Source organism: Micromonospora sp. NPDC048842 (genome assembly GCF_040649935.1).
Taxonomy (GTDB): domain Bacteria; phylum Actinomycetota; class Actinomycetes; order Mycobacteriales; family Micromonosporaceae; genus Micromonospora; species Micromonospora hortensis.
Map to the genome: position 1 here is coordinate 57,246 of NZ_JBEZGK010000022.1, position 26,758 is coordinate 84,003.

A 26,758-nucleotide genomic window follows, 5' to 3' on the forward strand; every position below is an offset into this window, starting at 1 on the left:
ACCGTCGCGCCGGGACACCGCCACCTCGAACGCCGTGCCCTGCGGGGTGTAGCGGAAGACGTTGCCGATCACCGCGTCGAGCGCGGCGGCGCCCGGAGCCGGGCACGGTCGGCCACACCCCACCCGGCACTCGACGAAGGGCCGGGGAAGCCCGCCAGATGAAAGGCCCCAGCGTTACCCCGCCAACCGCCAACGACCATTGCGGGCGACCAGCGTGGTGAGCGCCTGCGGCATCAGGCCGCTGTGGTTGTCCGGCGTCATGCGGATCGGGCCGGAGAGGCCGTCCATCTGGGACGTCTCCAGCACGTCCCGGATGCCGTTGCGGTCCACCTTCCCGATCTCACCGCCGGCGCGCAGTTCGGCGTCGGCGATCAGCTGGACGGCGTCCGCGGCGAACGACGAGGACCCGTTGTAGCCACCGAAGCGGGCCGTGTAGTCCTGGAACCATTGCCGCCGCGCCGCCTTGGCCGGCGTGGTAGCGATCACGTCATCGATCACCATGGTCTGCGTGAAGATCAGGGTGGCCTTCTCCGTGGCCTTGGCCGCCGCGCCGAGGAAGAGGTCCCCGGCCGCTGCCGCGTCGAAGTAGATCGACCCACGGAAGATGGTCTGCTGGACGCTGGTGGCGGCCAGTGTCGCCTGCTCCGGCGGGGTCCAGAAGACCATCGCGTCCGGCTTGCCCGACGCGAGCTGCTGGACCTGCTGGCTGACGTCGGTGTCGGTGGTCTTGATACGTTGCTGTCGGAGCGTGATCTTGGCCTTGTCCAGCTCGCTCTTGAGCGCGGTCGCGCCCTCCTGGCCGTAGTCGTCGTCGCTGACCAGCATCCCCACCTTACGGATGTTGTTGCGGCGCAGTTCGGTGGTCAGTGCGGCGGCGCTGTCCGCGGCGTTAGGGCCGAGCTTGAACACGTAGCGCCGTTCAGCGGCTGGCGCGGCGATCGCGCCGGAAGCGGCTAGCGCAATGGTGGGAATCCGCTTCTCGTTGATGGTCCCGACAGCTCCGACAGCGCATTCGTTGCAGCCGCCCATGATGATGGCGCTGACCTTCGAATCGCTGCTGAAGTCGACGATGTTGCGAAGTGACTCGGCCGAGTCGGAACGGTTGTCCTTCACCTTCAGGTCGATCTTCCGGCCGTTCAGTGCTCCGGAGGCGTTCAACTGATCGACCTTGAGTTTGAGGGCGCGCTGGTATGTCCGGCCAACCGTGGCTGCGGCGCCGGAGAGTTCGAGATCGGCGGCGATCACGATCGGACTCGTGTCCTTCTCCGCCTCGCCAAACTGGCAGCCGGTGAGCGTGGTGGCCACTACGGCCGATGCGAGCGCCGCGATGGTCGCGGAGCGGATGGGGCTCAACTCAGTCCTCCAGGTGCGGGCGCGGGCGCTGCCCGGTCACCGCCGCTAATCCGTCCTCAGTGGAGGACGGGATCTCCTCTGCCGTACGGTGTGCGCGAAGCCTGCAAAACCTTGCCAATGGCCGGCGCTGTGGTCAAGCGCGGACCCCGGCAGCACTTTCGGGACGGCCATCCCACATGCTGGGGTAACGCAATGTTTGCAAAAGCTCACTTTGCATACACGCGTGACCACTCTGGAGTTACATGCCCTGTTCAGGGGCTTGCGGAAATGAAGGTATCAGTTGCCCGGATCACGGGATGCGCTCCGTCCGACCGTTTCCTACCTCACTGCGGCTTCCCAAACACGATCATCTCTGATGAAATCGCGGCCGTGCCGCGCGTGGTCCCCTCCGCTTACGGCATGGCTCGGCGGCTCAGGCGGGGAAGAAACGACGGAGGCGATGTCGTGAGCACCGGACCGACGACCCTGCCCGCGCTCGGCGATAGCGGTCGGCCTGCGCGCCGACGCATGCCGAGACTGCGTGACGCCCGGATCCGGTCCAAGTTGGCGTTGATTCTGGTCGTCCCGGTGGCGGCGGTGATCGCGCTGGCCACGGTCCGGCTGATCTCCGTCGGCGAGGGCGCGTTCGACGCCACGCGGGCCCGGTCACTGACGGCCCTCTCCGTCGACGTCACCGCCCTCACCCAGGACCTCCAGTCCGAACGGATGGCAGCGGCCGCCTACCTCGCCGCTCCGCAGCAGCCGGCCGACGCGTACAACCTGCGGGTCCGCCAGACACAGCAGCGTGTGGACGAGTACCGCGCCGAGCGGGGCCGGATCGGCGACGTGCCGGCAGCCCTGCGAGACCGGCTGGCCGCCATCGACGACCACCTGGCCACCCTGGACAGCACCCGTCAGGAGGTGCTGGACCGCCGGCAGATGGCGGTCGCCGAGGCAGTGCTCCGCTACGGAGTCATCCTCACCGACCTGGTCTCCTACGGTGACGGCCTGGCCCAGCTGCCCGGCGACGAGAGCCTGGCGGACAGCCGCCGCGCGGTCGCCGCCTTCGCCCGCGCCAAGGCTTCCGTCGCCGAGGAAGAGGCAGTCGCCTTCACCGCGCTGACGGCCGGCCAGCTCGACTCGGAGCAGTTCTCCTCCTTCGTGGCAACGTTGACCGGTCAGCAGGAGGCCCTGGTCGCCTTCTCGCTGGCCGCCGACCCGGTGCAGCGCGCCCTGGTCGACAGCACCGTCTCCGGCGACGCGGTCGGCCTGGCCGACCGGGTGGCCACCGACATCACCCGCTCGGTCGGACAGCGCCCGCTGGTCACCGCGCAGGACGCCACCGCGGCGATCGGCGCCGTGAACGACCTGATGCGCTGGGCCGAGATCCAACTGCAGGACCGACTGCTCCAGCAGGCCGACCAGGCCCGCTCGGACGTCATCCGGCAGGCAGTTGTCGAGTCGATCCTGGTGCTGCTGACCCTGATCATCGCCGTGTCGCTGGCAGTGGTGCTGGCCCGCTCGCTCAACCACTCGCTGCGCCGACTGCGCGAGGGCGCTCTCTCGGTGGCCAACCACGACCTGCCCGACGCCGTGCAGCGGCTGCAGAACATGGGCAGCGTGGGTGACGGCGGGGTGGACGAGATCGTCCGCCAGGTCCGGGACCCCATCCAGCTCAACACCCGCGACGAGGTCGGTCAGGTGGCGCTGGCCTTCAACGTCGTACACCGGGAGGCGGTGCGGGTCGCCGCCGAGCAGGCGGCACTGCGTACCAGTGTCTCTGCGATGTTCCTCAACCTGGCCCGCCGTAGTCAGACCCTGGTCGACCGGATGATCGGCGAGCTGGACGCGATCGAGCGCGGCGAGGAGGACCCGAAGCGGCTCGCGCAGCTCTTCGAACTCGACCACCTGGCCACTCGAATGCGCCGCAACGACGAGAACCTGCTGGTCCTGGCCGGCGCCGACTCCGCCGCACCGCGTCACGACAACGCGCTGGTCGTGGACGTGCTGCGCGCCGCCCAGTCCGAGGTGGAGCTCTACAACCGCATCGAGTTCGGCACTGTCGACACCGACATCGAGGTGGCCGCGCACGCCGTCAACGACGTGGTACGTCTCGTCGCCGAGCTGCTCGACAACGCCACCCGGTTCTCACCGCCGAACACCACGGTGGTCGCCGACGGTCGGCGGATCCGCGACTACGTGCTGATCCAGATCGAGGACCGCGGGCTCGGCCTCACCGACGACCAGCTCGACTCGCTCAACCGACGGCTGGCCGCCCCGCCGAGCGTGGACGTCGCCGCGTTCCGACTGATGGGTCTGGCCGTGGTGAGCCGACTCGCCTCCCGCTACGGCATCCGGGTGGAGTTGCGCCGCAACGTCGAGGGCGGCACCGTCGCCCAGGTGACGTTGCCCGCCGCCACCGTGGTGCTGCCCAGTAACCGGGGCCGCGAGCAGGTGCTCACCCGGCCGCGTCAGCCGATGGCCGTGGAGCAGGCGCCGCTCACCCCGGCCGGCCACGCCGAGCAGTTCGCCGGTGCCGCGACGACGGCGGCGACGTTGCCCGACCAGTGGCGGACCAGTCCGCCGGCACCCACCCAGTGGCAGTCGCCACTGGACTCGCGGGACACCACCCCGGCCGTGCAGGCGGGTGGCTACACCGGCCCGCGCTCGACGATGCCACCGGCACCCGCCGCCCCCGCCCCGGCACCCGCCGCCCCGCTCCCGCCGGCCCGGCCTGCCTACAGCAACGGTGCGGGCGCCTCGCTGGGCAGCCCGACAGTGGCCTACCCGACCGTCGACCCGCTGCCCCGACGCGGCTCAACCCCGGACGCCCCGGACACCGCTGGTGGGCGCGGCACCCAGGGCCTCCCGGTCGGACCGGTCGCCGGGCCGGGCGCGGTGGCACCGCCGGCCGTTCCGCCGGTGCCCGCCGCACCGGTCAGCACCCGGCCCGACTTCCCGGCCGAGGCTCCGATCTTCCGGGAGATGGAAGCGGTCTGGTTCCGGTCGCACGGCGACGACGCCACCGCGATCTTCACCCGGCCCAACTTCGACGAGCCGCCCGCGCCCGCCACCACCGCAGCGGCCGACGCCGGCCTGCGCACCGGCAACGGCGGCCAGCCGAGCGCCGGGTCCGTGCCGGCCGCGTCGCCGGCCCGACCGAAACTGCCGACCCGTACCCCGGGCAGCTCCGGCACCGACGGCACTGCCACTCCGGGCGCCGACGGACTCGGTGCCACCATGGACGGTTTCGGGGCACGGCCGTCGGCGCCGCCGACGTACGCCCCGCCTCCGGCCGCCCGGACGGCTCCGGCCGCAGCACCCGCCCCCGACCCGGCGGCCTGGCGTACGGCGGCGGACGAAGGCTGGTCCCGGGCCAGCCGGGCTGCCGAGCCGGCTCCCGCCGGGACCACCCGCTCCGGGTTGCCCAAGCGGGTGCCGCAGCAACAGCTCGTGCCGGGTGGCATCGAGCCGAAGAGCGGCCGGGACCGCAGCCGGCGGACCCCGGATGAAGTACGTGGTCTGCTGTCGGCCTACCACCGCGGTGTGCAGCGCGGTCGGACGGCCGGAACGGACCTGAACAGCACCTCGACCAAGGAGAGCCGATGAACAGGCCAGCTGCCATGCAGGACATGGGTTGGCTGCTCACCAACTTCGCCGACAGCGTGGCGGGCATCGCCCACGTGGTGGCGGTGTCCGCAGACGGGCTGCTGCTCGCGTCCTCCCGGGATCTGCCGGGGGACCGGGCGGACCAGCTCGCCGCGATCACCTCCGGGGTGGTGAGCCTGACCGAGGGCGCGGCCCGGATGTTCAGCGCGGGCGGGGTGTTGCAGACAGTCATCGAGATGGACAGCGGGTATCTCTTCCTGATGTCGATCAGCGACGGCTCCTCGATGGCCGTGCTGGCCGCGCGCAGCTGCGACGTGGGCCAGGTGGGCTACGAGATGGCGCTGCTGGTCGAGCGGGTGGGTGCCGCGCTGGTGCCGCTGCCGCGCGACGCGGTGCGCTCTTAGCACCGGAAGACGGCGCTCATTCCGAGCGCCGGACCAGGGACGAGAGGCGGCACAGTCCGGCTCAGCAGAGGACGAGGAGGTGATCGGGAATGGACCAACGACGCGCTGACCCGCGTGGCGCGCTGGTGCGTCCGTACGCGGTCACCCGTGGTCGTACCGAGCCCCGGCAGGACATCGCTCTCGAGGCCGTCCTGACCGCCTCTCCCACCCAGGTCGCCGAGTCCCGCTTCGCCGGGCACGACAAGCACCGAATCGCCACGGTCTGTGAGGGCCGAGCACAGTCGCTGGCGGAGATCGCCGCGTATACCCGGATGCCGCTGGGCGTCGCCCGGGTGTTGGTCGCCGACATGGTGGCCGAGAGCCTGCTGACGTTACACACTGCTGCTCCCGCCGAGGGGTTCGAGGAGCGGATGGAACTGCTTGGAAGGGTGCTAAGTGGACTTCGCAGGCTATGACCCCGCAGGGGGGCGGCCGGGCCGGGGAATCGTCTCCGCGAAGATCGTCGTCGCGGGCGGCTTCGGCGTCGGTAAGACGACACTGGTCGGGGCGATCTCCGAGATCACACCGCTGACCACCGAGGCGTTGATGACCGCGGCGGGTGTCGGCATCGACGATCCGTCCAAGGTGCCGGGCAAGGAGACCACCACGGTCGCCATGGACTTCGGCCGGATCACCATGGCTCAGGACCTGATCCTGTACCTCTTCGGTACACCGGGTCAGACTCGGTTCTGGTTCATGTGGGACGAGATCATCCGTGGGGCGGTGGGCGCCGCCGTGCTGGTGGACACCCGCCGGATCACCGACGCCTTCGCCCCGCTGGACTACTTCGAGAACCGCAACCTGCCGTACGTGGTGGCGCTGAACAAGTTCGACGGCGCACCGCAGTACGAGGCCGAGGAGGTCCGCGAGGCGCTGGCCATCTCGCCGCAGGTGCCGCTGGTGATGACCGACGCCCGGCAACGGGACTCGGTCAAGCAGGTGCTGGTGACAGTTGTCGAGCACGCCATGCTCCGGCTCCAGTCCGAGCACGGGCGGGGCTTCCCGACGCCGGTCGGCTGAAACGTCGCGTCACGGCCGGCTCGCGACGGCCGGCCGTGACGCGTTCAGTCGACCCGGAGCCGATAGCCGCGCTTCACAACGGTCTGCACCACGCGGGGCGCGCGCAGGCCGGCCCGTAGCCGGGCGACTGCCATCTCCACTGCGTGCTCGTCCGCGCCCCGGGGCAGCGTCCTCAGCAACGCCGTGCGGGACAGCACCCGACCCGGGGTCTGGGCCAGCGCCCGCAGCACCGCCATCGGCGCGGGCGCGAGTGGCCGCAATTCGCCGTCGATCACCGCGGCGTGCCCGCGCAACGTGAGCAGGTGCCCGCCGGCCTTGAACGTCACGGTCCGGCGGGGCAGCTCGTCGACGATGGTCCGCACCAGCGCGCCCAACCGGGCCCGACCGGGCGCGCTCACCGGCACCCCGTGCCGCAACAGCGGCTCGGCGGTCACCGCCCCGACGCAGCTGGCCAGCACGTCGCTGCGCAACGCGGACAGCACCGCGTCGGTGCGGTCGCCAGCGGCCCGTAGCAACGCCTCGGCAGCCGGTGCCGAGGTGAACGTCACCGCGTCCACCAGCCGACCGGCGATCAGGTCGATCAGCCGGTGCAGCGGCGCCGGATCGGTCGGCGGCGCCCAGCGGTAGACCGGCACCTCGATGACAGTGGCGCCCGCCGCCTCCAGCGCGAGCGTGCACTCGGGCTGCCGCTCGCCGTGCAACTGCATGGCGATGACCTGCCCGGCCACGCCGCGCCGGCGCAGGTGGTCGACCACCTCGTCGCAGCTCTCCGAGGCGGGCGACCACTGGTCGTGTAGCCCGGCCGCCCGGATCGCGCCGCGTGCCTTCGGGCCGCGCGCCACCACGTACGAGCTGGCCAGCACGGAGCGCAGCGGCTCGGCCAGCCCCCAGCCCTCGGCCGCCTCCAACCAGCCGCGCATGCCGATGCCGGTGTTGGCCATCAGGATGTCCGGCGGCTGGTCGAGGCAGGCGCGGGTCGCCTCGCGCAGCTCGGTGTCGTCGGACAGCGGCACGATCCGCAGCGCCGGGGCGAGCACCACCCGGGCGCCCCGTCGTTCGAGCAGCGCGGCCAACTCGTCGCGCCGCCGGTCGGCGGTCACCCCGATGGTGAAGCCCGCCAGTTCTTCCCGCATCAACCCTCCTGTCGCAGCCGCACCTCGACCAGCCCGTTGCGGCAACGTGCGTCGTGGCGGGCCACAGCCACCCCGGGCAGGTCGAGGCAGTGCCCGCTGCGCAGGTCGTACACCTGCTTGTGCAGCGGTGACGCGACAGTCGGTACTCCGCCACGGCTGCCGACGATGCCCCGGGACAGCACGTACGCCCCGGAGACCGGGTCGCGGTTGTCGATCGCGAACAGCTCGTCGGCGGTCCGGAAGAGCGCGATCTGCACCCCGTCGACCAGGGCGGCGACGCCCCGGTCCGGTTCCAACCGGTCGAGCAGGCAGACGGTGGTCCAGGTCAGCGCGAGGGTCTGAGTCATCGCCGTACCTCCGGTAGGCCGAGGGTGACCGGTTGCCGACGGTGACCGTTCGTCGGCTCGGATCCGGTCGGGGACTGGTCGCGTACGGGGACCGGCTGGCCGCGTTCCCGGGTGAAGGTGATCGACGGGTCCGGCACGTCGGGAGCGTTGACGAAGGAGGTGTAGCGGCGCAGCCGATCCGGGTCGTCCAGGACGTCGCGCCACTCGTCGGAGTACGACGACACGTGCTGGGCCATGGCCGCGTCGAGGTCGTCACAGAGCCCCAACGAGTCGTCCACGATCACCGAGCGCAGGCGGTCCAGGCCACCGTCCATCGCTTCGATCCAGCCGGCAGTGCGTTGCAGCCGGTCGGCGGTGCGGATGTAATACATTAAGAATCTGTCGATTAGTCGAATCAGAGTTTCTGTCGACAAATCAGTGGCGAACAGGTCGGCGTGCCGGGGCCGGAAACCACCGTTGCCGCCGACGTAGAGATTCCAGCCGGTCTCGGTGGCGATGATGCCGAAGTCCTTGCTGCGCGCCTCCGCGCACTCCCGCGCGCATCCGGAGACCGCCGACTTGAGCTTGTGCGGAGCACGCAACCCGCGATAGCGCAGCTCCAGCGCGACGGCCAGCCCCACCGAGTCCTGCACCCCGTACCGGCACCAGGTCTCGCCCACGCACGACTTCACAGTGCGCAGCGCCTTGCCGTACGCGTGCCCGGACTCGAAGCCGGCGTCGACCAGCCGCCGCCAGATCTGCGGAAGCTGCTCCACCCGCGCCCCGAACAGGTCGATGCGCTGCCCACCGGTGATCTTCGTGTAGAGCTGGAAGTCCCGGGCGACCTCGCCGATCACGATCAGCTTCTCCGGGGTGATCTCGCCGCCCGGGATCCGGGGCACCACCGAGTAGCTGCCGTCGCGTTGCAGGTTGGCCAGGAAGTGGTCGTTGGTGTCCTGCAACGACGCCTGCTCACCGTCGAGCACGTGCCCGCTGCCCAGCGAGGCGAGAATCGACGCGACCACCGGCTTGCAGATGTCGCAGCCACGGCCCCGACCGTGCTCGGCGACCAGCCGGGAGAAGGTGCGGATGCCGCGGACACGGACGATCTCGAACAGCTCCCGCCTGCTGACGTCGAAGTGCTCGCAGAGCGCGCTGGACTGCGCCACCCCGGCCGCGTCCAGGAGCTGCTTCAGCATCGGCACGCAGGAGCCGCAGCTCGTGCCGGCCCGGGTGCACGCCTTCAACGCCGGCACGTCGGCGCAACCGTCGGCGATGGCGGCGTCCACGTCGCCCCGGGTCACCGCGTTGCAGGAGCAGACCTGAGCGGCGGCGGGCAGCGCCCCGGCGTCCGCGCCGCCGCCGTCGGGGGCGAGCAGCGCCAGCGGCGCGGCCGGCAGCGGGCCGCCCACACTGGCCCGCAACGTCGGGTACGCGCTGGCGTCACCCACCAGCACCCCGCCGAGCAGGGTGTGCGCGTCGTCGGAGAGAACCAGCTTCGCGTAGACGCGGGTGGCCGGGTCGGTGAACGTGACGTCCAGGCAGCCCTCGGTCGTGCCGTGGGCGTCGCCGAACGAGGCCACGTCGACGCCGAGCAGCTTGAGTTTGGTGGCGGTGTCCGCGCCCGGGAAGGTCGCCGCGCCGCCGACCAGCCGGTCGGCCACCACCTCGGCCGTCGCGTACCCCGGCGCGACCAGACCGTGACAGGTGCCGTCGACCGCCGCGCACTCTCCGACGGCCCAGATCCGCTCGTCGGCGGTGCGGCAGGTCGCGTCGACGAGCACCCCGCCGCGCGGGCCCAGCGGCAGACCGGCGTCCCGGGCCAACTGGTCCCGGGGCCGGATGCCGGCGGCCACCACCACCAGCTCGGCGTCGAGGGCGGTGCCGTCGGAGAGTTCCAGGGCCGCGACGCCGCCGTCCGGGCCCTGACGGATCGCTGTGGTCGCCACCCCGAGATGGGTCCGTACGCCCAACTCGTCGACGTAGCGGCGGAGCATCGCGCCGCCGGCCTGGTCCACCTGCACCGGCATCAGCCGGGGCGCGAACTCGACCACGTCGGTGCTCAGGCCGAGCAGTCGCAGGGCATTGGCGGCCTCCAGACCGAGCAGCCCACCACCGATCACCGCGCCGACCCGCCGGCCCCGCGCGTACGCCCGGATCGCCGCCAGGTCGTCCAGGGTCCGGTACACGAAGACCCCGGGCAGCTCCGTGCCGGCCACCGGTGGCACGAACGCGTACGACCCGGTGGCGAGCACCAGCGCGTCGTAGCGGTATTCGCCGACGGCGGTGGTAACCACCTGTCGGTCCCGGTCGACGGCGGTTGCCGGCTCGCCGAGTCGCAGCCGCACCCCGTCGTGCGGGGTGTGCAGGTTGAGTTCGCTCTCACCGACCCCGTCGAAGTACGCCGAGAGCCGCACCCTGTCGTACGCCGGGCGCACCTCCTCGGCCAGCACCGTCACCCGCCAGGTGCCCTGTGGGTCACGGGCGCGCAGCGCGTCCACGAAACGCTGCCCGACCATGCCGTTGCCGATGACGACCAGTTCGCCGCCGCTCATCGCGTCACCTCCACCGATTCCGCCTGGCTCAGCCAGTCGACGATGCCGCTCACCGCGTCCCGGCATCCGCCGCATCCGGTGCCGGCCCGCGTCGCGGCCACCACCGCATCGACAGTCCGGGCGCCGGAGCGCCAGCTTCTGACCAGTGCGCCCTTGCTCACCGTGTTGCACTGACAGACCGTGGCCGCGTCCGGCATCAGCGCCGGTGAGGCGGCCGGGGTAGCGCCGGCCGCGCCGAGTGCCCTGCCGAGCAGCAGCGCCCGGCGGTCACTCGGCACCGGCTGACCACGGTCGAAGAGTTGAATCACAGTGCCGACGGCCGGGTTGTCGCCGAGCAGGATCGCGCCGATCAGCCGCTCGTCCCGGATCCGCAGCCGGGCGTAGGTGCCCCGGGTCGGGTCGGCGAAGGTCAACTCCTCGTCCGGCCCGCCACTGGCCGCGTCACCCATCGAGGCCAGGTCGATCCCGGCGGCCTTCAGCCGGGTCACCACCGGGCGGGGCCGGTAGCGGGCCAGGGGGTCCGTCCCGGTCAGCACGTCAGCGAGCACCTGGGCCTGGGCCCAGGCGGGCGCGACCAGCCCGGTGAGCACGCCGTCGTGCTCGGCGCAGTCGCCGATCGCCGAGATGGACCGGTCGCTGGTGCGCAGCCGGTCGTCCACCACCACGCCGCGCCGCACGGTCAGGCCGGCGGCCTGCGCGAGGGCGGTGTCCGGGCGTACGCCGCAGGAGAGCACCAGCAGGTCGGCGCGGAGCGACCGGCCGTCGGCCAGGTCGAGGCGGACACCGCTGGCGTCCGCTGCCACGCCTGTCGCCGACACCCCCAGTTGGACGCTGACGCCGAAACCGGCGAGCGTGCCCGCGAGCACCGCGCCGGCGGTCGGGTCCAGTTGCCGTTCCATCAGGTGCTCTCTCGGGTGCACCACAGTGGTGGCCAGCCCCCGGGTGGCCAGCCCTCGGGCGGCTTCCAGGCCGAGCAACCCGCCGCCGAGCACCAGCGCGCTGCGGGCGCCGTCCGCCGCTGCGAGGATCCGGCGGCAGTCGTCCAGGGTCCGGAAGGGGATCACGCGCTCCGGCAGGTTCGTCGGGTCGAGGCCGGGCAGTGGCGGCACCACCGCACGGGCGCCGGTGGCGAGCACCAGGTGGTCGTATCCGATCCGTTCGCCGTCGTCGGTGCGGACCTCCCGGGCGGACCTGTCGACGGCGGTCACGGGTACGCCGCTGCGCAGGTCGACGCCGTGCCCGGCGGCTTCGGTCAGCTCCACGTCCGGCTCGTCGATCCGGCCGGTCAGCAGGGTGGAGAGCAGGATCCGGTTGTACGCGCGGTGCGGCTCCGCCCCGAGCACTGTGACCTTCCGGTCTCCCTCCCGGGCGTGCAGCTCACCGGCGAGGCGGGCGCCCGCCATCCCGTTGCCGACGATGACCACCCGGGCGGTCATGCCTTCTCCACCCGTACCGCGCAGATCTTGAACTCGGGCATCCCGGAGATCGGGTCGACCGCGTCGTTCGTCACCGAGTTGGCGCGTCCCGCCCCCGCGTAGTGGAACGGGGCGAACACGGTGTCGGGTCGGATCCCGGCGCTGAGGCGGGCCGGAGCGGAGAACTCACCTCGGCGCGAGGTGACCCGCACCGGGTCGCCGTCGTCGATGTCCAGCCGGGCGGCCAGGTCGGGGTGCAGTTCGACGAACGCCTCCGGGGCGGCGCGGCGTAGCGCGGCCACCCGTCGGGTCTGGGTGCCCGACTGGTACTGCGCCAGCACCCGACCGGTCGTGAAATGCAGCGGGTACGTGTCGCAGACCTCCTCGGCGGCCGGCCGATGGTCGACGCTGTGGAAGCGCGCCCGGCCGTCCGGTGTGGCGAACCGGTCGGCGAAGAGTCGGGGCGTGTCCGGCCCGTCCTCGGTCGGGCAGGGCCAGTAGACCCCGTCGTCGGCGTCGATCCGGTCCCAGCTGATGCCGGCGTAGTCGGCGGCCCCACCGGCGGAGGCGCGGCGCAGCTCGGCGAAGACGGCGGCCGGGTCGGCCGGGAACCGAGCCGCCGCGACGGCGGCCGGTCGCACACTGGCCGGGTCGGCGTCGGCCGGGTTGGCGTCCGGCGATTCCGCCTCGGCCAGCCGTGTCGCCAGGTCGGAGATGATGGCGAGGTCGGTCCGGACGCCCGGCGGGGGCGGTCGTAGCGCGCGTCGGCGCAGCACCCGACCTTCCAGGTTGGTCATGGTGCCGTCCTCCTCGGCCCACTGCGCGGTCGGCAGCACGATGTCGGCCAGCGCGGCCGTCTCGGAGAGCAGGAGGTCCGCGACGACCAGCAGGTCGAGGTCGCGCAGTCGGCCCTCGATCCGGGCCGCCCGGGGTGCCGAGACCACCGGGTTCGACCCGAACACCAGCAACGCGCGCGGGCCACCCGGGGTGCCGAGCGAATCGAGCAGCTTGTAGGCGGGGACTCCCGGGCCGGGCAGTTCGTCGGCCGGCACGCCCCAGACCCCTGCCACGTGCTCCCGGGCCGCCGGGTCGTCGATCCGCCGGTAGCCGGGCAACTGGTCGGCCTTCTGCCCGTGCTCCCGCCCGCCCTGGCCGTTGCCCTGGCCGGTGAGGCAGCCGTACCCCGAACCGTCGCGGCCGGGCAGACCGAGGGCCAGAGCGAGATTGACGTACGCGGTGACGGTGTCCACCCCCTTGGCGTGCTGCTCGGCGCCGCGCGCGGTCAGGATGATCACGCGACCACCGGTGCCCAGCGCTCGGGCGGTCGCCTCCAGGTCGGCCACCGGCACGCCGGAGAGCTGTTCCGCGCGGGCCGGCCACCAGGCGGCGACGCCTCGGCGGACCGCGTCGAATCCGGTGGTGCGGTCAGCCACGTAGGCCCGGTCGACCCAACCCTCGGTGAGGGCGATGTGCAGCAGCGCGTTTGCCACCGCGAGGTCGGTGCCGGGCAGCGGTTGCAGGTGCAGGTCGGCCTGGCGGGCGGTGGCGGTGACCCGGGGGTCGATGACGATCAGTTTCCCGCCGCCCCGGCGCTGCTCGGTGAGCCAGCGCACCAGCGGCGGCATGGTCTCCGCCGGGTTCGCCCCGACCAGCAGCAGGGTGTCGGCCCGGCCCAGGTCGGCGAGGGGGAACGGCAGCCCACGGTCGATGCCGAAGGCGCGCATCCCGGCGGCTGCCGCCGAGGACATGCAGAACCGTCCGTTGTAGTCGATGTGCCTGGTGCGCAGCCCGATCCGGGCGAACTTCCCCAACGCGTACGCCTTCTCGTTGGTCAGGCCACCACCGCCGAAGACGGCGACCGCGTCCCGGCCGGCGTCGCCCTGAACGGCGCGGATGCCGGCGACCACCCGGTCGAGCGCGGTGTCCCAGCTCGCCGGGTGCAGTTCACCGGTGGCCGGGTCGCGCACCAGCGGAGTGGTCAGCCGTTCCGGGTGGTCGAGCAGTTCGGCAGCGGTCCAACCCTTCTGGCAGAGCCCGCCCCGGTTGGTGGGGAACTGGCGCGGGTGGACCGTCACACCGGCGTCGTCCGCGCGCAGCGTCATCCCGCACTGCAGTGCGCAGTACGGGCAGTGCGTCGCCACTTCCCGGGGCGTCAGCCCAGGCGGAGTCGCCGACCGTGCACCGTCTGTCATGTCGGGAAAGCGTGCCGCCGAGCGGTTTCCGGTCCGGGTCCCTTCTGTTTCGGTCCTGTCAAGTGGGGCTCACACCGCACAGGAGCAGCGGGTGTGACGGGTGGGTGACGGCGGCCGCCTCGGACGGACGCCCGCCCAGCGCGGCCATAGCGGACCTCATCCCGCGGGGAGCGGTCAGAGCAGGTCAGCGCAGGTCGGCGTGGTGTGAGGGCGGCGGGTCACCCGACTCTCACCGGACTGCGCTTGACGGGAACGCGGGTGGTTGGGAAACGGGCCGCCGGGCGGGCGTGTTCGGCCAGATCAGGCCCGCGGGCATCACGAACAGGGACCGGCGGGCGACCGCATCGCCATTCGCGGCCAGCTCGTGACCGTCGATCCACAGCCACCCGTCGTACGTCGGGCAGTCGAGAACGCGAATCACGTGGACGAAGATCGGGCGCAGGAACTGCACACTCGCGGGGCGGGTCAGGTGCAAGACGTCGCCCGTGTGCGGCTTTCGCGGTGTGGGCTTCGGCTCGGGTCTCCGATCGGACGGCTGGTCCGTCAGTGCTCGTCAGTCGAGATCTTGGACAGTTTCCGTTCTGACGTAACGGAAACTGTCCAAGATCTGAGCAGGTCGAAGGCGGCCCCGCCACGAACGCGTTAGCCGCGTTCCGTGAGATCTACCGGCCGCGCCGTCTGATCCCCCGGGAAGCACCCCCCGAAGCCTCTCCCCCCGCGCTTCCCGCGCACCGCCCTCTCCTGCGGCGATCTTGCATTTTCTGTGGCGGCATAAAGGATGAGTGCGACGAAACGACGACCGGAAGTGCAAGATCGGCGGCGGTCTCGATGACCACTGGCCCTTGAGTCGCACCGGGGGGCTTTGGAGCTGAATCTTTGACGACATCAGCGCTGTTCGCTGGCTTATAATGTGGGAAAGTTTTCTCAATAAGTGGGAGGCTGCGATGAGTGTGACGGACGTTTTCGACGCGGTTGCCGGCACCTACGACGAGGCGCGCAGGCGGCTGATCCCGTGCTTCGACGCCTTCTACGGCACCGCCGTCCAGGTGGCAGCGCCGCCGTTGCGGGCCGCGCTCGCTGCCGGGCGTACCCCGGAGGTGTTGGATCTGGGCGCCGGCACCGGCCTGCTCTCGCTGCTTCTGTCCGCCGCGGTGCCCGGAGTCCGGCTGACCCTGGTGGACGGAGCGCCGGCGATGCTCGCCCGCGCCACCGACCAGTTGGACGCGCGGTCCGTGCCGCACCGGACGGTCCACGCCGATCTCGCCGACGAACTGCCGCCGGGCCGGTACGACGCGGTGGTCAGCGCGCTGGCGATCCACCACCTGGACGACGCCGGCAAGCGCGCGCTCTACCGGCGGGCCGCCGCCGCGCTGGTACCGGGCGGGGTGTTCGTCAACGCCGAGCAGGTCGCCGGCCCGACCCCGGAGCTGGACCGGCGCTACGACGAGGTGTGGCTGGAGCGGATCACCGAACTGGGCGCGTCCCCCGACGAGATCGCGGCTTCCCAGGAGCGGATGCGCCACGACCGCCCGGCCACGGTGGCCGACCAGTGCCGGTGGCTCGCCGAGGCGGGCCTTGCCGACGTCGACTGCTACTTCAAGGAGTGGCGCTTCGCGGTGTTCGGCGGCCGGGCCGGGTAGGCCCGACGGAATGTGCGTTTCGCCGCCCGGGGGCGAGCCGCCGAGCGGAGGGATGACTGTTGGTCACACCGCTGGGTAATCTGCTCGGCATGACTGCCAAGGTGACTCTCTCGTTCACGGACGAGACGATCGAGGAGGCGCGGCGGTTCGCCAAGCGTGAGGGGCTGTCGCTCTCCGCGTGGATGGACCAGGCCGCCCGGGAGAAGGCGCTGCGCGAGGTCTTCACCGCCCACGCCGCCGCCGTGGGCCGCGCCAGCCTGGATCTTGAGTCTGCCGCGCTCGCCGACGCCCGCGAGGTGGGCATGGTCAACGACCTGTTCTCCGGCGGACGGCCGCGTGCTGCGTAGGGGTGAGATCTGGCGCATCGAGGGCGCCCGAGAACGCCTCGGCCTCGTGATCAGCTCGGACGTCTACAACTCCACCGACGTGCCCATCGTGATAGTGGTCGAGGTGGTCGAGGAGTCGCTCCTGCGGGACTCGCCGCTCGCCGTGTCGATGGGCCGGTACGTGGTGATGCCCGACCGGATCTCCTCGCCCATGAAGAAGTGGTTCACCGCGTGCGTGGACGTCGCCGACACCGACACCATGCTCCGGGTGGGCCGCGCGCTGCGCATCCTCCAGCAGCTCTGATCGCGCGCGAAGGAAGCTCCGATAGTGCCGCCCCGGTGGCGTGCTCACCATCGCCGCCGGCCCGTGGTGCGGCAGCCGTTTCCGGCCCGACCCGCGACGGGCACTGCCAGGTAACCGGGTGTTCCTAGCGTTTCCCCTCGTCACATCGACGAGGAGGAGCCGCCGTGAGCACGCTCACCAGCACCGTAGTCACCGCCGAGCCGCCTGCCGTCACCGGTCGCCGGCAACCGCTGCGCGACTGGCGCCCCGAGGACCCGGACTTCTGGCAGGCCACCGGCGCGCCGATCGCCCGACGCAACCTCTGGGTCTCGATCTTCGCGGAGCACGTCGGTTTCTCGGTGTGGAGTCTCTGGTCGGTCACAGTGCTCTTCCTCGGCCCCGCGTACGGCATCGATCCGGCCGGGAAGTTCCTGCTCACCGCCGTGCCGGCCGCCCTGGGCGCGGTGCTGCGGCTGCCGTACACGCTGGCGGTGGCCCGCTTCGGTGGACGACGCTGGACGATCATCAGCGCGCTGCTGTTGCTGGTGCCCGCGGTCCCGATGACGGTACTGCTGGAACCCGGGGTGTCCTACACCACCCTGATGGTGCTCGCCTGCCTCACCGGGGTCGGCGGCGGCAACTTCGCCTCCTCGATGGCGAACATCAACCTGTTCTACCCACAGCGGCTCAAGGGACGGGCGCTCGGGCTCAACGCCGGTGGCGGCAATCTGGGCGTACCGGCCGTGCAGCTTGTCGGCCTGGCGGTCCTCGCCACCGCGGGGGCCGCGTACCCCCGGTTGGTGCCGGCGGTCTACCTGCCGCTGATCGTGTTGGCCGCGCTGGCCGCGGCCCGCTGGTTGGACACCGTGCCGGGGGCGCGCAACGAGCCGGGCGCGTTGCGGGAGGCGGCCCGCGATCCGCACACCTGGGTGATGTCGCTGCTCTACATCGGCACCTTCGGCTCGTTCATCGGCTTCGGTTTCGCCTTCGGCCAGGTGCTCCAGCTCCAGTTCGCCGAGCGGTTCCCCACCCCGGTCGACGCCGCCTGGTTGACCTTCCTGGGTCCGCTGGTCGGCTCGCTGATCCGGCCGCTGGGCGGGCACCTCGCCGACCGGCTGGGCGGGGCACGGGTGACCTTCTGGAACTTCGTGGCGATGGCGGCCGGCGCGAGCACAGTGCTGTACGCGGCCCGGGAGCGCTCGTTCGGGCTCTACCTCGCGGGGTTCCTCGCCCTCTTCGTCTTCTCCGGCGTCGGAAACGGCTCCACGTACAAGATGATCCCGGCGATCTTCCGAGCCCGGTCGGCGGACGCGGTGGCCACCGGTCAGCGTGATCCGGAGGCCGCCGCGCGGTGGGCGCGACGGATGACCGGCGCGTTGATCGGCATCGCCGGTGCGATCGGCGCCTTCGGCGGGGTGCTGGTCAACATCGCCTTCCGCCAGTCGTTCCTCAGCTCGGGCAACGCCGACGCCGCCTACCTGGCGTTCATCGGCTGGTACGCGTTGTGTTTCGCGGTCACCTGGGTGGTCTACCGCCGTCCGAGGGCCGGTCGACTCGCCAACGTGTGAGCTGAGACACCCTCGGCGCGTCGCCGCGCGGGACCCCACCCCCGTTTTGACCTGCGGACGGGGCGCCGGGTATCGTTGCCTGCTGTTGTACGACATCCAGAGGCGTGCCCCTTCAGGTACGCTTGGTCGTTCGTGCGCGCTGGTCCGGCCTGCTAGATCTGGTCACCTCGGCGCGCGACCCCAGACCGACGACGAGACAAGGTAGACCTGTGCGTACGTACAGCCCGAAGCCGGGTGAGATCGAGCGTCAGTGGCACGTCATCGACGCCTCTGATGTCGTGCTGGGCCGCCTGGCCACCCACGCCGCCACGTTGCTGCGTGGTAAGCACAAGCCGACTTTCGCGCCGCACGTCGACACGGGCGACTTTGTCGTCATCGTGAACGCGGGCAAGGTTGCGTTGACCGGCAACAAGCGCCAGACCAAGGTCGCTTACCGCCACTCCGGTTACCCGGGTGGTCTGAAGCAGATCGGTTACGACGAGCTGCTGACCAAGCGTCCCGAGCGGGCCATCGAGCTGGCTGTGAAGGGGATGCTCCCGCACAACAAGCTCGGCCGTCAGCTCATCAAGAAGCTGAAGGTCTACGCCGGTGCCGAGCACCCGCACCTCGCGCAGCAGCCGGTGCCGTTCGAGATCAAGCAGATCGCGCAGTGAGCGCGGGCGAAGGAAGCAGCATGACCGACATCATCGAGACCGAGGTCGCCCCGGAAGCCACGGAGGCCCCCGAGGCCACCGAGGCGCCGGCGCCCGTTGCCCGCGCGCCTCGTGGTGACCGGCCGATCCAGACCGTGGGCCGCCGCAAGGAGGCCATTGTCCGGGTTCGCCTCGTCCCGGGCACCGGCAAGATCACCTGCAACGGCCAGGACCTCGAGGCGTACTTCCCGAGCAAGGTGCACCAGCAGCTCATCAAGGACCCGCTGGTCACCGCCGAGAAGCCCGAGCAGTTCGACGTCATCGCCAACCTGCGTGGCGGCGGCACCACCGGCCAGGCCGGTGCGCTCCGGCTGGGCATCGCCCGTGCGCTGATCATCAACGAGCCGGACGACCGCCCGGCCCTGAAGAAGGCCGGCTTCCTCACCCGTGACGCCCGGGTCAAGGAGAGCAAGAAGTACGGCCTCAAGAAGGCCCGTAAGGCTCCTCAGTACTCGAAGCGCTGATCTTTTCCAGCGCGTTGTACTTCTGACGGACGGCCGGTCCGCCTCCCCCTCGGGGAGGCGGGTCGGCCGTTCCGCTTTCTCCTCACTGGCAGTGCTCTTTCGGAGGTTGGCGGGTATGGGTCGGTTGTTCGGCACGGACGGCGTACGCGGGCGGGCAAACGCGGATCTCACCCCGGAATTGGCGCTGGCGCTCGCGGTGGCCGCCGCGCACACACTCGCCGAGACGGACCGCAGTCATCCGCCGCTCGCCGTCGTCGGTCGCGACACCCGCGCCAGCGGCGAGATGCTGGAGGCCGCCGTGGTCGCCGGGCTGACCAGTGCCGGCGCCAACGTGGTTCGGGTCGGCGTGCTGCCCACGCCGGCGGTGGCGTTCCTCACCGCGGAGGCCAAGGCCGACCTGGGTGTGATGCTCTCCGCGTCGCACAACCCGATGCCGGACAACGGCATCAAGCTCTTCGCCGCCGGTGGGCACAAGTTGCCCGACGAGATCGAGATGCAGATCGAGGCGGCCGTCGAGACGAACGCCACCACTGCCTGGGACCGGCCGATCGGTGCCGGCGTCGGCCGGGTGCACGACCTGCTCGACGGTGCCGATCACTACGTCCAGCACCTGGTGGGCACCGTTCCGCACCGGCTCGACGGGATCAAGGTAGTGGTCGACTGCGCCAACGGCGCCGCCGCCGAGGTCGCCCCCGTCGCCTACCGGGAGGCCGGCGCGGAGGTCATCGCCATCCACGCGGAGCCCGACGGGCTGAACATCAACGACGACTGTGGCTCCAACCACATCGAGGCGCTGCGCGCCGCAGTGGTCGAGCACGGCGCCCACCTGGGCATCGCCCACGACGGCGACGCCGACCGCTGCCTGGCGGTCACCGCCGACGGCGACGAGGTGGACGGCGACCAGGTCATGGCGATCCTCGCGCTGGCCATGCGGGACGCCGGCACGCTCACCCAGGACACCCTGGTTGCCACCGTGATGAGCAACCTCGGGCTTCGACTCGCGATGTCCGCGCAGGGCATCCGCCTGATCGAGACCAAGGTCGGCGACCGGTACGTGCTGGAGGAGCTGCGCGCCTCCGGGCTGGCGCTCGGCGGTGAGCAGAGCGGCCACATCGTGATGCCCGCGCACGCCACCACCGGCGACGGGGTGCTCACCGGCCTGCACCTGATGGCTCGGATGGCGGCCACCGGCCAGTCCCTCGCCGAGTTGGCCTCGGTGGTCACCAAGCTGCCCCAGGTGCTGATCAACGTGCCGGTCGGCGACCGGACCGTCGGCGCCGCCGCACCCGCAGTACGCGCCGAGGTCGAGCGGGCCGAGGCGGAGTTGGGGGAGACCGGCCGGGTGCTACTGCGCCCGTCGGGCACCGAACCGCTGGTCCGGGTGATGGTCGAAGCGGCCACCGAGGCGACCGCCCGTGAGGTCGCCGAGCGGATCGCCGAGCTGGTCCGCACCGCGAGCCCGGTCGCCTGAGACCTCCTCGGGGCGGCGTCACAACCGCAGTCGAGCCGCCCGCTCGTACGTGTCGGCGGGGTCCTCGCCGTCGGTGAGGTCGAGGTCCTCGGTGACGCGTCCGTCGGTCAGTCGGACCAGTCGGTCGCAGCGGGCAGCGATGGCCTGTTCGTGTGTGGCGAGCAGGATGGTCATGCCGTGCCGTTCACGGAGGTCGAGCAGTAGGTCGAGGATCTGCCCGCCGGTGGTGGAGTCGAGGTTGCCGGTGGGCTCGTCGGCCAGCAGCAGGCCCGGCGCCCCCATCAGGGCGCGGGCGATGGCGACCCGTTGCTGCTGGCCACCGGAGAGCTGCGCGGGCAGGGCGCGTTCGCGCCCGGCCAGGCCGACCGCGTCGAGCAACTCGCGGGCTCGGGTCGCGTGATCGGCCCGGCCCCGGCGAGGGAGGACCGGCGCGATCACGTTGTCTAGCACGGTGAGTGCGGGCAGCAGGTGGTAGCGCTGGAACACGAAGCCGACCCGTTGCCGATAGCGGGCCAGTGCGGCCCGACGCAGGTCGCTGACCACCACGTCGTCGACTGTCACTTTGCCCTCGTCGGCCTGCTCGATCGCGCCGATGAGATGCAGCAGCGTCGACTTGCCCGACCCGCTCGGCCCGGTCAACGCCACCACGGTGCCAGCCGCGACGGTCAGGGACACGTCGTCGACAGCTGTCAGCTGGTCCGCCCCGGTGCCGAATCGTCGTGTCAGGTGGTCGACCGAGATCGCGCTGCCGATCTGATCGCTCATGACTGTTACTCCTCTGCCAGAAGTCGGGCGGGTCGTAGGCGCGGCAACAGGGCGGCGGGCACCAGCGCGGCGACGGCGCTGACCAACGCGCCCGCCAGCGCGACCAGCACGGCCACCAGGAGCAGCGCGCCGGGAAGGGCGCCGATCAGCCAACCCGCGCTGGCCAGGCCGACCGCCGCGCCGGTCGTCGAACCGACGAGCCCCAGCGTCAGCCCCTCGTAGCCGACCAGCCGGCCGAGTTCGGCGTCGGTCCAGCCGATCGCCCGCAGGGTCGCCAACTCGGCGGCCCGGTCGCGGATGTTCAGGTAGAGCACGTCCGCCACCGCGGCGGCACCGAGCAGCACGGTCGCCGCGGCGGCCACGGTGTCCGCGCCGCGCACGCTCAGCGAGACCACGTCACCGAGCAGGCTGCCGACGATCGTGCCCCGGAACGCCCACGCGGCGGCGGTGACAAGCGTCAGCGCGGCCACCCCGATGGCCAGCGCGCCGGCGCCGAGGAACGTGCGCCCGGGGGTACGGGCCAGATTCACCAGCGCCAACCCGAAGAGGGTGCGTGGCCGGCGTACCCAGCCGGCGGGAGCGACGATCGGCCGGAGGGCGGCGGCCGGGTGGGTGCGCGCGGCCCGCAGTGCCGGCACCAGGCCCGCGGCCACCGCGAGCAGCAGGGCGATGGGTACGGCCAGGGCGGATCGCCGCCAGTCGACGTCGATGCCGAGTGCGATTCCGAGCGGAACCGCGAGGGTCAGCGACAGCAACCCCGCGATGAGCCCCAGCAGGGCCACCTCGCCCAGGATCAGCGCCGCGATGCGGCGGACCGGCCAACCGAGACAGGAGAGAACCGCCAGCTCGGAGCGTCGGTCCCGGACGGCGGCGCTGACCGCGTTGCCGAGGAACAGCACGCACACCACCAGCACCAGTACGAAGAGCACCAGGCTCTTACGGTCCACCGCCTGGGTGATGACCGAGGCCACACCAAGCGCGGACCAGTTCTCGGTCAGCCGCAGCATCGGCCGGCCGAACGAGCCGGCGGGCAGCTCCACTGTCTGCGGCGCCCCCGACGAGCCGAGGGTGATGTCGACGTCCAACCCGGTACGTGCCGCGATCTGCTCGGCGACCAGTCGGACCCGCTCGGCCGATCGCTCGCTGTAGCCGCCCACGTCGGCCACCCGTACCCGGACAGCGCTGATCGGAGCCTTGGCCTGTGGCCCGCCGCCACCCTCCAGGATCTTCGGCACGCTGCCGAGGTTGGTGAGGAGCAGCGGCGGCGCGGACAGGTAGCCGGCGGGATTGCCGCTGGGCGCCAGCGGTTGACCACCCAGCGCCGCCCGGCTGCGGCCGTCGGCACCCTGTGCCGTCGGCGCCTGGTAGGTCTCCAGCGGCAGTTGGCCGAGATCACTGAACCCGGCCAGCCGGTCCGGGTCGAAGACACCGACGGCCCGCCAGAAACGATTGGCGCTGTTCGCGCCCACGGGTAGCGGCAGCGCCCGTATCGATCGGGAACCGGTGTCGTCGGCGAGCCAGGGTCGGGGCAGCGGGTTGATCGCCTCCAACTTGCCGTACACCTCGGGGTTGCCGGGTGGTTGCTGGCGGGCCCGCAGGCTGCCGTCTGGTAGCGGGTCGTACTGCACCTCGGCCGACTGCACGACCGTCTGAAGTTGACCGTGGCAGCACCCGCCCAGGGAAAGCTCCTCGGTGAGCATCGCCTGGTGCCCGGCGCTGAGGTCGTGCCGACCGGACCCGGCGGGAGTCCCTCCAGGGCGGCTCAACGTCTCCTCCAAGTCGATCGCCTCCACCCCGGCGGGGCTGATCGCGAGCCGGGTGAACCTGGCCGCCAGCGACTCGTCGATGAAGGGTCGGTTGGTGACGAGGACCGGGACCTCGTGGTTGTCCCCTGAGCCCCGGCGGTTGACGGCGACAGTGTCGTCGGTGCGAACGGCTCGACCGGTGACCACTGCGTCGTCGAGTCCGACGAGTTGGTCCTCGGCCGCCGGGTCCACAGCGGCCAGGAGGAACGGCACGGTCAGGTCGTACGCCATCACCAGCCGGTCGGTGGGTGTAGCGGAGCCGTCCCGGTCGGTCGCGAGGATGTAGGAGTCGGCTTGGAACCGGCCATCGGGCAGCAGTTGGACGGCGTGCAGGGACCAGTCCTCGCGCTCGGAGTAGGTGCCCGGGTTGCCGAGCAACGCGTATCCGGGATCGCAGATGGGCAGGCTGCGCCCGTCCGGCTGTACCTCGCGGGGGGTCGGCCCGCAGGTGTCCGACCAGGAGTAGGACCGCCCATCGGAGTACGGCACCGTGTCACCGTCGATTCCCCTGTTGATCCGGGGGTAGATCAACGGCTTTGTGGTCACGTACACGTACCGGGGTTTGCCCGGTGCGCTGGAGAGACCGCGTTCGGCGTGGAAAGTCGGGTCGACCCGGATGACCTGCTGCTCCAGCGAGCGGTCGACGGCGTCGGTGAGGTCGATCGGCGTCGGCAGCAGCGTGGTGGAATAGCCGAGCATCGCGATCGGGGCCGCCACCTCGATGCCGGGGACCGCGGTCACCTGCTCGTACTGCTCGGTGGTGATGCCCCCGAAGAGCCCGGAGAGATAGTTGGGGCGGACGAGCCCGCGCTCGGCCTCCAGCGGGGTGCGGGTCCCCTTCGGGCGGACCAGGATCTCGTAGGCGACCTGGGTGTTGCGCTCGACGGTGCCGGTGACGTCCAGGTGGGAGGTGGTGGTGGCGCCGGTCAGGACCACGAAGCCGGTGGTAGCCACCAGCACGCCGACCAGCAGCGCCACCGACCGTCCCGCACGGCCGCGCAGCTGTCTCCAGATGAAGCCGAGCATCGCGCCTCCCCGTGTGCTGTCCCCCACTCTGCGCGATACATTGTGACAATGCAAGACCCGTACCGGAGGTGACATGGCGATCCAGCACGCTGTTCTCGCCCTGCTCGCTGGTGGCCCCAGCCACGGCTACCAGCTCAAGGGCGCGTTCGAGGCAGCCGTCGGCCCGCAGTGGGGGCCGCTGAACATCGGCCACCTGTACCAGATCCTCGATCGGCTCTCCCGGGACGAGCTGGTCGTCGCCGAACGGCAGCCGCAGCCGATCAAGCCGGACCGGGTGGTCTACGAGATCACCCCGGCCGGCCGCGCGGAGTTGGCACGGTGGCTGGCCGAGCCGAGCCCGCGCAGCGGCGGATTCCGGGACGACTTCTTCCTCAAGGTCACCGCCGCCGCCCGGTCCGGCTCCGCGACCACGGTTCGCGCGGTGCTGAGCAACCAGCGTGGGCACCTGCTGCGCGAGCTGCGCAATCTGGACGGCCTACGGAGGGCCGCCGAGGACCCGGTGGTCGGGTTGCTGCTCACCGCGGCCAGCCGGCACGTGACGGCGGACCTGTCGTTCGTGGACGACGCCGAGTCGGTGCTGCTCGGTGACGAGGGCCAACTGCTCACCCGACTCGCGACGTCGACAGCGGATCAGTCGGCGACCGACCCGGGATCGACCGGCTCCGGGCGGGTCAGCGGCCCAGGCCCAGAGCGTGCAGCCGGCTGACCGCCTCGGTCAGCACCTCCGGGCGCTTGCAGAAGGCGAACCTGACCAGCCGCCGGCCCGCGTCGACGTCGTCGTAGAAGACCTGGGTGGGCACCGCCACCACACCGCAGCGCTCCGGCAACGAGCGGCAGAACTCCACCCCGTCCCGGCCGCCGAGGGCGGTGATGTCGGCGGTCACGAAGTACGTCCCCTCCGAGTCGAGCACCTCGAACCCGGCGTCGGTCAGACCACCGACGAGCTGGTCACGCCGCTGCTGGAGACTGTCCCGGAAGCCGGTGTAGTAGTCGCCCGGCAGGGCCAGCGCCACGGCCACCGCCGGTTGCAGCGGCGCGGCGTTGACATAGGTGAGGAACTGCTTCACCCGGAGCACCGCCGAGACCAGCGCCGCCGGGCCGCTCGCCCAGCCGACCTTCCACCCCGTGCAGGAGAACGTCTTGCCGGCCGACGAGATGCGCAGAGTCCGCTCCCACATGCCGGGCAGGCTGGCCAGCGGCACGTGCGGGCTCGCCGCGTCGGTGAAGACCAGGTGCTCGTACACCTCGTCGGTGACCGCGTACGCGCCGAACTCCTGGCACAACTCGGCGACCTGCGCCAACTCGGCCGGGGTGAAGACCTTGCCGGTCGGATTGTGCGGCGAGTTCAGCAGCACCAGCCGGGTGCGCGGGCCGAACGCCGCACGCAGCGCCGCCGGGTCGAAGGCGTACCGGCCGTCGGCCGAGGGGCGCAGCGTCACCGGCCGGCGGACCGCGCCGGCCAACGCGATCGAGGCGGCGTACGAGTCGTAGTACGGCTCGAAGCAGACCACCTCGTCGCCCGGTTCGCAGAGAGCGAGGATGCTCGCCGCGACCGCCTCGGTAGCGCCCGCCGTGATCACGATCTCGCTGTCCGGGTCGTACCCCAGGTCGTAGAACCGCCGCTGATGCGCCGCGACGGCCGCGCGCAGGGCGGGGATCCCCGGGCCGGGCGGGTACTGGTTCTGCCCGTTGCGCAGCGCCTCGGCGGCGGCGGCCAGCATCTCCGGCGGACCGTCGGTGTCGGGAAACCCCTGCCCGAGGTTGACCGCGCCGGTCCGTACGGCGAGTGCGGACATCTCGGCGAAGATCGTCGTGCCGAACGGCCGCATCCGGGCCACCAGCGGGTCGACATCGGTGCTCGTCGTCACCTGCGCCAGCCTACGGGCACCCACCGCCTGAACCCCAGCCTCACTGGGGCCGACAACTGGTCGACCAGTACCCCCGGGTCTTGTCGACGACCGGCTTGCCGACGCCGGTGACGGTGACTGTGCAGTCGAGTGGTCTCTCGCCCTCATCGTCGGCCCATCTGGCCTCCACCATCACCCTGGTCTTGCCGTTGGTGCGAATGGTGGTACGCCAGGGCAGCTTCTGGCCGTCGACGTGCATCAGATCGCTCTCGGCGTCGTAGTACGCGATGTCCGCCGTACCCGAGCCGGTGACCTCGTAGACCACTGTCACGGGTGCCGGTCCTGAGGTCGGTCGGGTGATCGGTTTCTTGCTGGGGGTGGGAGACGCGGTGGGCGGCTGCGGCGCTGTTGGTCGCTCCGGGATGATCGGCCCAGTGGTGGGCTCCGTCCAGCCGTCGTCGTCGGGGACGACCCATGGCTCCTCGGCGGTCGGGTCCGGGTTGGTCGAGCCGAGCCACAGGCCACCCACGCAGAGGCAGCCACACACGAGTAGGACGAGTGCCACGACGGCCGCGACGACGATCCCGATAATCCGCCCGCTGCTCGTGGCCGGCTTGCCGGGAACCTGCGGATACCCGGGGTAGGCGTACGGCGGCGGATAGCCGGGCGGCGGCCAGCCAGCGGCCGACGGCTGCCGGTCGGGCATGGGCCACCCCGCTGGCGGTGGCGATCCGGCCGACGGCGGGCCTGAGGCGTCGGGCGACCACGGAGGCGTCTGCGGGTCGGGCGTCCACGGCGTCGCGGACGGTTGTGGCGTCCACTGGGTGGCGGGCGGAGACGGCGTCC

General features: G+C 71.6%; 23 protein-coding genes. 12 read left to right on the plus strand and 11 right to left on the minus strand.

Features of this window, described 5'->3' with window-relative positions:
* Positions 1-174: 174 nt before the first annotated feature.
* Positions 175-1,353: an ABC transporter substrate-binding protein gene (locus AB0C19_RS25840; RefSeq protein ID WP_357189411.1), complete on the minus strand. Its 1,179-nt coding sequence runs from the start codon at positions 1,351-1,353 to the stop codon at positions 175-177.
* Between the two features lie 444 nt (positions 1,354-1,797).
* Here AB0C19_RS25840 and AB0C19_RS25845 point away from each other — a divergent pair, with 444 nt between their 5' ends.
* The 4 genes from AB0C19_RS25845 (at position 1,798) to AB0C19_RS25860 (ending at position 6,404) form a co-directional block, all read left to right on the plus strand.
* Positions 1,798-4,941, plus strand: a complete 3,144-nt coding sequence (locus AB0C19_RS25845; protein WP_357189413.1) for a sensor histidine kinase — start codon at positions 1,798-1,800, stop codon at positions 4,939-4,941.
* Entirely contained in the window at positions 4,938-5,345 is a 408-nt protein-coding gene (locus tag AB0C19_RS25850; protein ID WP_007465177.1) for a roadblock/LC7 domain-containing protein, read from the plus strand. Before AB0C19_RS25845 ends, AB0C19_RS25850 begins: the two co-directional genes overlap by 4 nt.
* An 89-nt stretch (positions 5,346-5,434) precedes the next feature.
* Positions 5,435-5,800 (plus strand): DUF742 domain-containing protein, encoded by a 366-nt coding sequence (locus AB0C19_RS25855; RefSeq protein WP_007465174.1) that lies wholly within the window; start codon positions 5,435-5,437, stop codon positions 5,798-5,800.
* The gene (locus AB0C19_RS25860) at positions 5,781-6,404 is read left to right on the plus strand and encodes an ATP/GTP-binding protein (RefSeq protein WP_030329978.1); all 624 of its coding nucleotides are present in this window, start codon (positions 5,781-5,783) and stop codon (positions 6,402-6,404) included. The genes AB0C19_RS25855 and AB0C19_RS25860 overlap by 20 nt, the downstream gene beginning before the upstream one ends.
* Before the next feature lie 44 nt (positions 6,405-6,448).
* Here AB0C19_RS25860 and AB0C19_RS25865 read toward each other — a convergent pair whose 3' ends face one another.
* From AB0C19_RS25865 to AB0C19_RS25890, 6 genes are all read right to left on the minus strand, one after another.
* Positions 6,449-7,537, minus strand: coding sequence for a uroporphyrinogen-III synthase (locus tag AB0C19_RS25865; protein WP_238667554.1), 1,089 nt, complete (start codon positions 7,535-7,537; stop codon positions 6,449-6,451).
* Positions 7,537-7,884 (minus strand): nitrite reductase small subunit NirD, encoded by a 348-nt coding sequence (gene nirD, locus AB0C19_RS25870; RefSeq protein WP_357189416.1) that lies wholly within the window; start codon positions 7,882-7,884, stop codon positions 7,537-7,539. The genes AB0C19_RS25865 and nirD overlap by 1 nt, the downstream gene beginning before the upstream one ends.
* Positions 7,881-10,418, minus strand: coding sequence for a nitrite reductase large subunit NirB (nirB, locus tag AB0C19_RS25875; RefSeq protein WP_357189418.1), 2,538 nt, complete (start codon positions 10,416-10,418; stop codon positions 7,881-7,883). Before nirB ends, nirD begins: the two co-directional genes overlap by 4 nt.
* A complete protein-coding gene (locus tag AB0C19_RS25880) occupies positions 10,415-11,854 on the minus strand; it encodes an FAD-dependent oxidoreductase (protein ID WP_357189420.1) in 1,440 nt (479 codons plus the stop codon). The genes nirB and AB0C19_RS25880 overlap by 4 nt, the downstream gene beginning before the upstream one ends.
* A complete protein-coding gene (locus AB0C19_RS25885; RefSeq protein WP_357189421.1) occupies positions 11,851-14,025 on the minus strand; it encodes a molybdopterin oxidoreductase family protein in 2,175 nt (724 codons plus the stop codon). The genes AB0C19_RS25880 and AB0C19_RS25885 overlap by 4 nt, the downstream gene beginning before the upstream one ends.
* Positions 14,026-14,254: 229 nt before the next feature.
* A complete protein-coding gene (locus tag AB0C19_RS25890; protein WP_357189423.1) occupies positions 14,255-14,500 on the minus strand; it encodes a hypothetical protein in 246 nt (81 codons plus the stop codon).
* Positions 14,501-14,969: 469 nt separating this feature from the next.
* On the opposite strand from AB0C19_RS25890, the gene AB0C19_RS25895 reads away from it, so the two are divergent.
* The 7 genes from AB0C19_RS25895 (at position 14,970) to glmM (ending at position 20,469) form a co-directional block, all read left to right on the plus strand.
* On the plus strand, positions 14,970-15,665 hold the full coding sequence (locus AB0C19_RS25895; RefSeq protein ID WP_357189425.1) for a methyltransferase domain-containing protein: 696 nt from the start codon (positions 14,970-14,972) through the stop codon (positions 15,663-15,665).
* An 89-nt stretch (positions 15,666-15,754) separates the two neighbouring features.
* The gene (locus AB0C19_RS25900) at positions 15,755-16,012 is read left to right on the plus strand and encodes a DUF6364 family protein (RefSeq protein ID WP_091403518.1); all 258 of its coding nucleotides are present in this window, start codon (positions 15,755-15,757) and stop codon (positions 16,010-16,012) included.
* Positions 16,002-16,295: a hypothetical protein gene (locus AB0C19_RS25905; protein ID WP_091402325.1), complete on the plus strand. Its 294-nt coding sequence runs from the start codon at positions 16,002-16,004 to the stop codon at positions 16,293-16,295. Before AB0C19_RS25900 ends, AB0C19_RS25905 begins: the two co-directional genes overlap by 11 nt.
* A 164-nt stretch (positions 16,296-16,459) precedes the next feature.
* Positions 16,460-17,842, plus strand: a complete 1,383-nt coding sequence (locus AB0C19_RS25910; RefSeq protein WP_357189427.1) for a nitrate/nitrite transporter — start codon at positions 16,460-16,462, stop codon at positions 17,840-17,842.
* Positions 17,843-18,051: 209 nt separating this feature from the next.
* Entirely contained in the window at positions 18,052-18,495 is a 444-nt protein-coding gene (rplM, locus tag AB0C19_RS25915; RefSeq protein ID WP_053653864.1) for a 50S ribosomal protein L13, read from the plus strand.
* Positions 18,496-18,515: 20 nt separating this feature from the next.
* Entirely contained in the window at positions 18,516-18,998 is a 483-nt protein-coding gene (rpsI, locus tag AB0C19_RS25920; RefSeq protein ID WP_238687804.1) for a 30S ribosomal protein S9, read from the plus strand.
* Between the two features lie 115 nt (positions 18,999-19,113).
* Positions 19,114-20,469, plus strand: a complete 1,356-nt coding sequence (gene glmM / locus AB0C19_RS25925) for a phosphoglucosamine mutase (protein ID WP_091402319.1) — start codon at positions 19,114-19,116, stop codon at positions 20,467-20,469.
* An 18-nt stretch (positions 20,470-20,487) separates the two neighbouring features.
* Here glmM and AB0C19_RS25930 read toward each other — a convergent pair whose 3' ends face one another.
* Both AB0C19_RS25930 and AB0C19_RS25935 read right to left on the minus strand, forming a co-directional pair.
* Complete coding sequence (locus AB0C19_RS25930; RefSeq protein ID WP_357189430.1) at positions 20,488-21,234, minus strand: ABC transporter ATP-binding protein; 747 nt, start codon at positions 21,232-21,234, stop codon at positions 20,488-20,490.
* Positions 21,235-21,239: 5 nt separating this feature from the next.
* Positions 21,240-24,065, minus strand: a complete 2,826-nt coding sequence (locus AB0C19_RS25935; protein ID WP_357189432.1) for an ABC transporter permease — start codon at positions 24,063-24,065, stop codon at positions 21,240-21,242.
* Between the two features lie 73 nt (positions 24,066-24,138).
* Between AB0C19_RS25935 and AB0C19_RS25940 the strand changes: the two genes are divergently transcribed.
* The gene (locus AB0C19_RS25940; RefSeq protein ID WP_357189434.1) at positions 24,139-24,771 is read left to right on the plus strand and encodes a PadR family transcriptional regulator; all 633 of its coding nucleotides are present in this window, start codon (positions 24,139-24,141) and stop codon (positions 24,769-24,771) included.
* Here the strand turns inward: AB0C19_RS25940 and AB0C19_RS25945 are convergent.
* The gene (locus tag AB0C19_RS25945; protein WP_357189477.1) at positions 24,737-25,894 is read right to left on the minus strand and encodes a pyridoxal phosphate-dependent aminotransferase; all 1,158 of its coding nucleotides are present in this window, start codon (positions 25,892-25,894) and stop codon (positions 24,737-24,739) included. The genes AB0C19_RS25940 and AB0C19_RS25945 overlap by 35 nt on opposite strands.
* A 79-nt stretch (positions 25,895-25,973) precedes the next feature.
* On the minus strand, positions 25,974-26,618 hold the full coding sequence (locus tag AB0C19_RS25950; protein WP_357189436.1) for an MmpS family transport accessory protein: 645 nt from the start codon (positions 26,616-26,618) through the stop codon (positions 25,974-25,976).
* Positions 26,619-26,758 lie beyond the last annotated feature (140 nt).

Excerpts from the sequence above, each read along its gene's own strand:
- AB0C19_RS25850 (WP_007465177.1), top strand. The coding sequence starts at position 4,938 with ATGAACAGGCCAGCTGCCATGCAGGACATGGGTTGGCTGCTCACCAAC.
- AB0C19_RS25855 (WP_007465174.1), top strand. The coding sequence starts at position 5,435 with ATGGACCAACGACGCGCTGACCCGCGTGGCGCGCTGGTGCGTCCGTAC.
- AB0C19_RS25865 (WP_238667554.1), bottom strand. The coding sequence starts at position 7,537 with ATGCGGGAAGAACTGGCGGGCTTCACCATCGGGGTGACCGCCGACCGG.
- nirD (WP_357189416.1), bottom strand. The coding sequence starts at position 7,884 with ATGACTCAGACCCTCGCGCTGACCTGGACCACCGTCTGCCTGCTCGAC.
- nirB (WP_357189418.1), bottom strand. The coding sequence starts at position 10,418 with ATGAGCGGCGGCGAACTGGTCGTCATCGGCAACGGCATGGTCGGGCAG.
- AB0C19_RS25880 (WP_357189420.1), bottom strand. The coding sequence starts at position 11,854 with ATGACCGCCCGGGTGGTCATCGTCGGCAACGGGATGGCGGGCGCCCGC.
- AB0C19_RS25885 (WP_357189421.1), bottom strand. The coding sequence starts at position 14,025 with ATGACAGACGGTGCACGGTCGGCGACTCCGCCTGGGCTGACGCCCCGG.
- AB0C19_RS25895 (WP_357189425.1), top strand. The coding sequence starts at position 14,970 with ATGAGTGTGACGGACGTTTTCGACGCGGTTGCCGGCACCTACGACGAG.
- AB0C19_RS25900 (WP_091403518.1), top strand. The coding sequence starts at position 15,755 with ATGACTGCCAAGGTGACTCTCTCGTTCACGGACGAGACGATCGAGGAG.
- rpsI (WP_238687804.1), top strand. The coding sequence starts at position 18,516 with ATGACCGACATCATCGAGACCGAGGTCGCCCCGGAAGCCACGGAGGCC.
- glmM (WP_091402319.1), top strand. The coding sequence starts at position 19,114 with ATGGGTCGGTTGTTCGGCACGGACGGCGTACGCGGGCGGGCAAACGCG.
- AB0C19_RS25930 (WP_357189430.1), bottom strand. The coding sequence starts at position 21,234 with ATGAGCGATCAGATCGGCAGCGCGATCTCGGTCGACCACCTGACACGA.
- AB0C19_RS25935 (WP_357189432.1), bottom strand. The coding sequence starts at position 24,065 with ATGCTCGGCTTCATCTGGAGACAGCTGCGCGGCCGTGCGGGACGGTCG.
- AB0C19_RS25940 (WP_357189434.1), top strand. The coding sequence starts at position 24,139 with ATGGCGATCCAGCACGCTGTTCTCGCCCTGCTCGCTGGTGGCCCCAGC.
- AB0C19_RS25945 (WP_357189477.1), bottom strand. The coding sequence starts at position 25,894 with ATGCGGCCGTTCGGCACGACGATCTTCGCCGAGATGTCCGCACTCGCC.
- AB0C19_RS25950 (WP_357189436.1), bottom strand. The coding sequence starts at position 26,618 with ATGCCCGACCGGCAGCCGTCGGCCGCTGGCTGGCCGCCGCCCGGCTAT.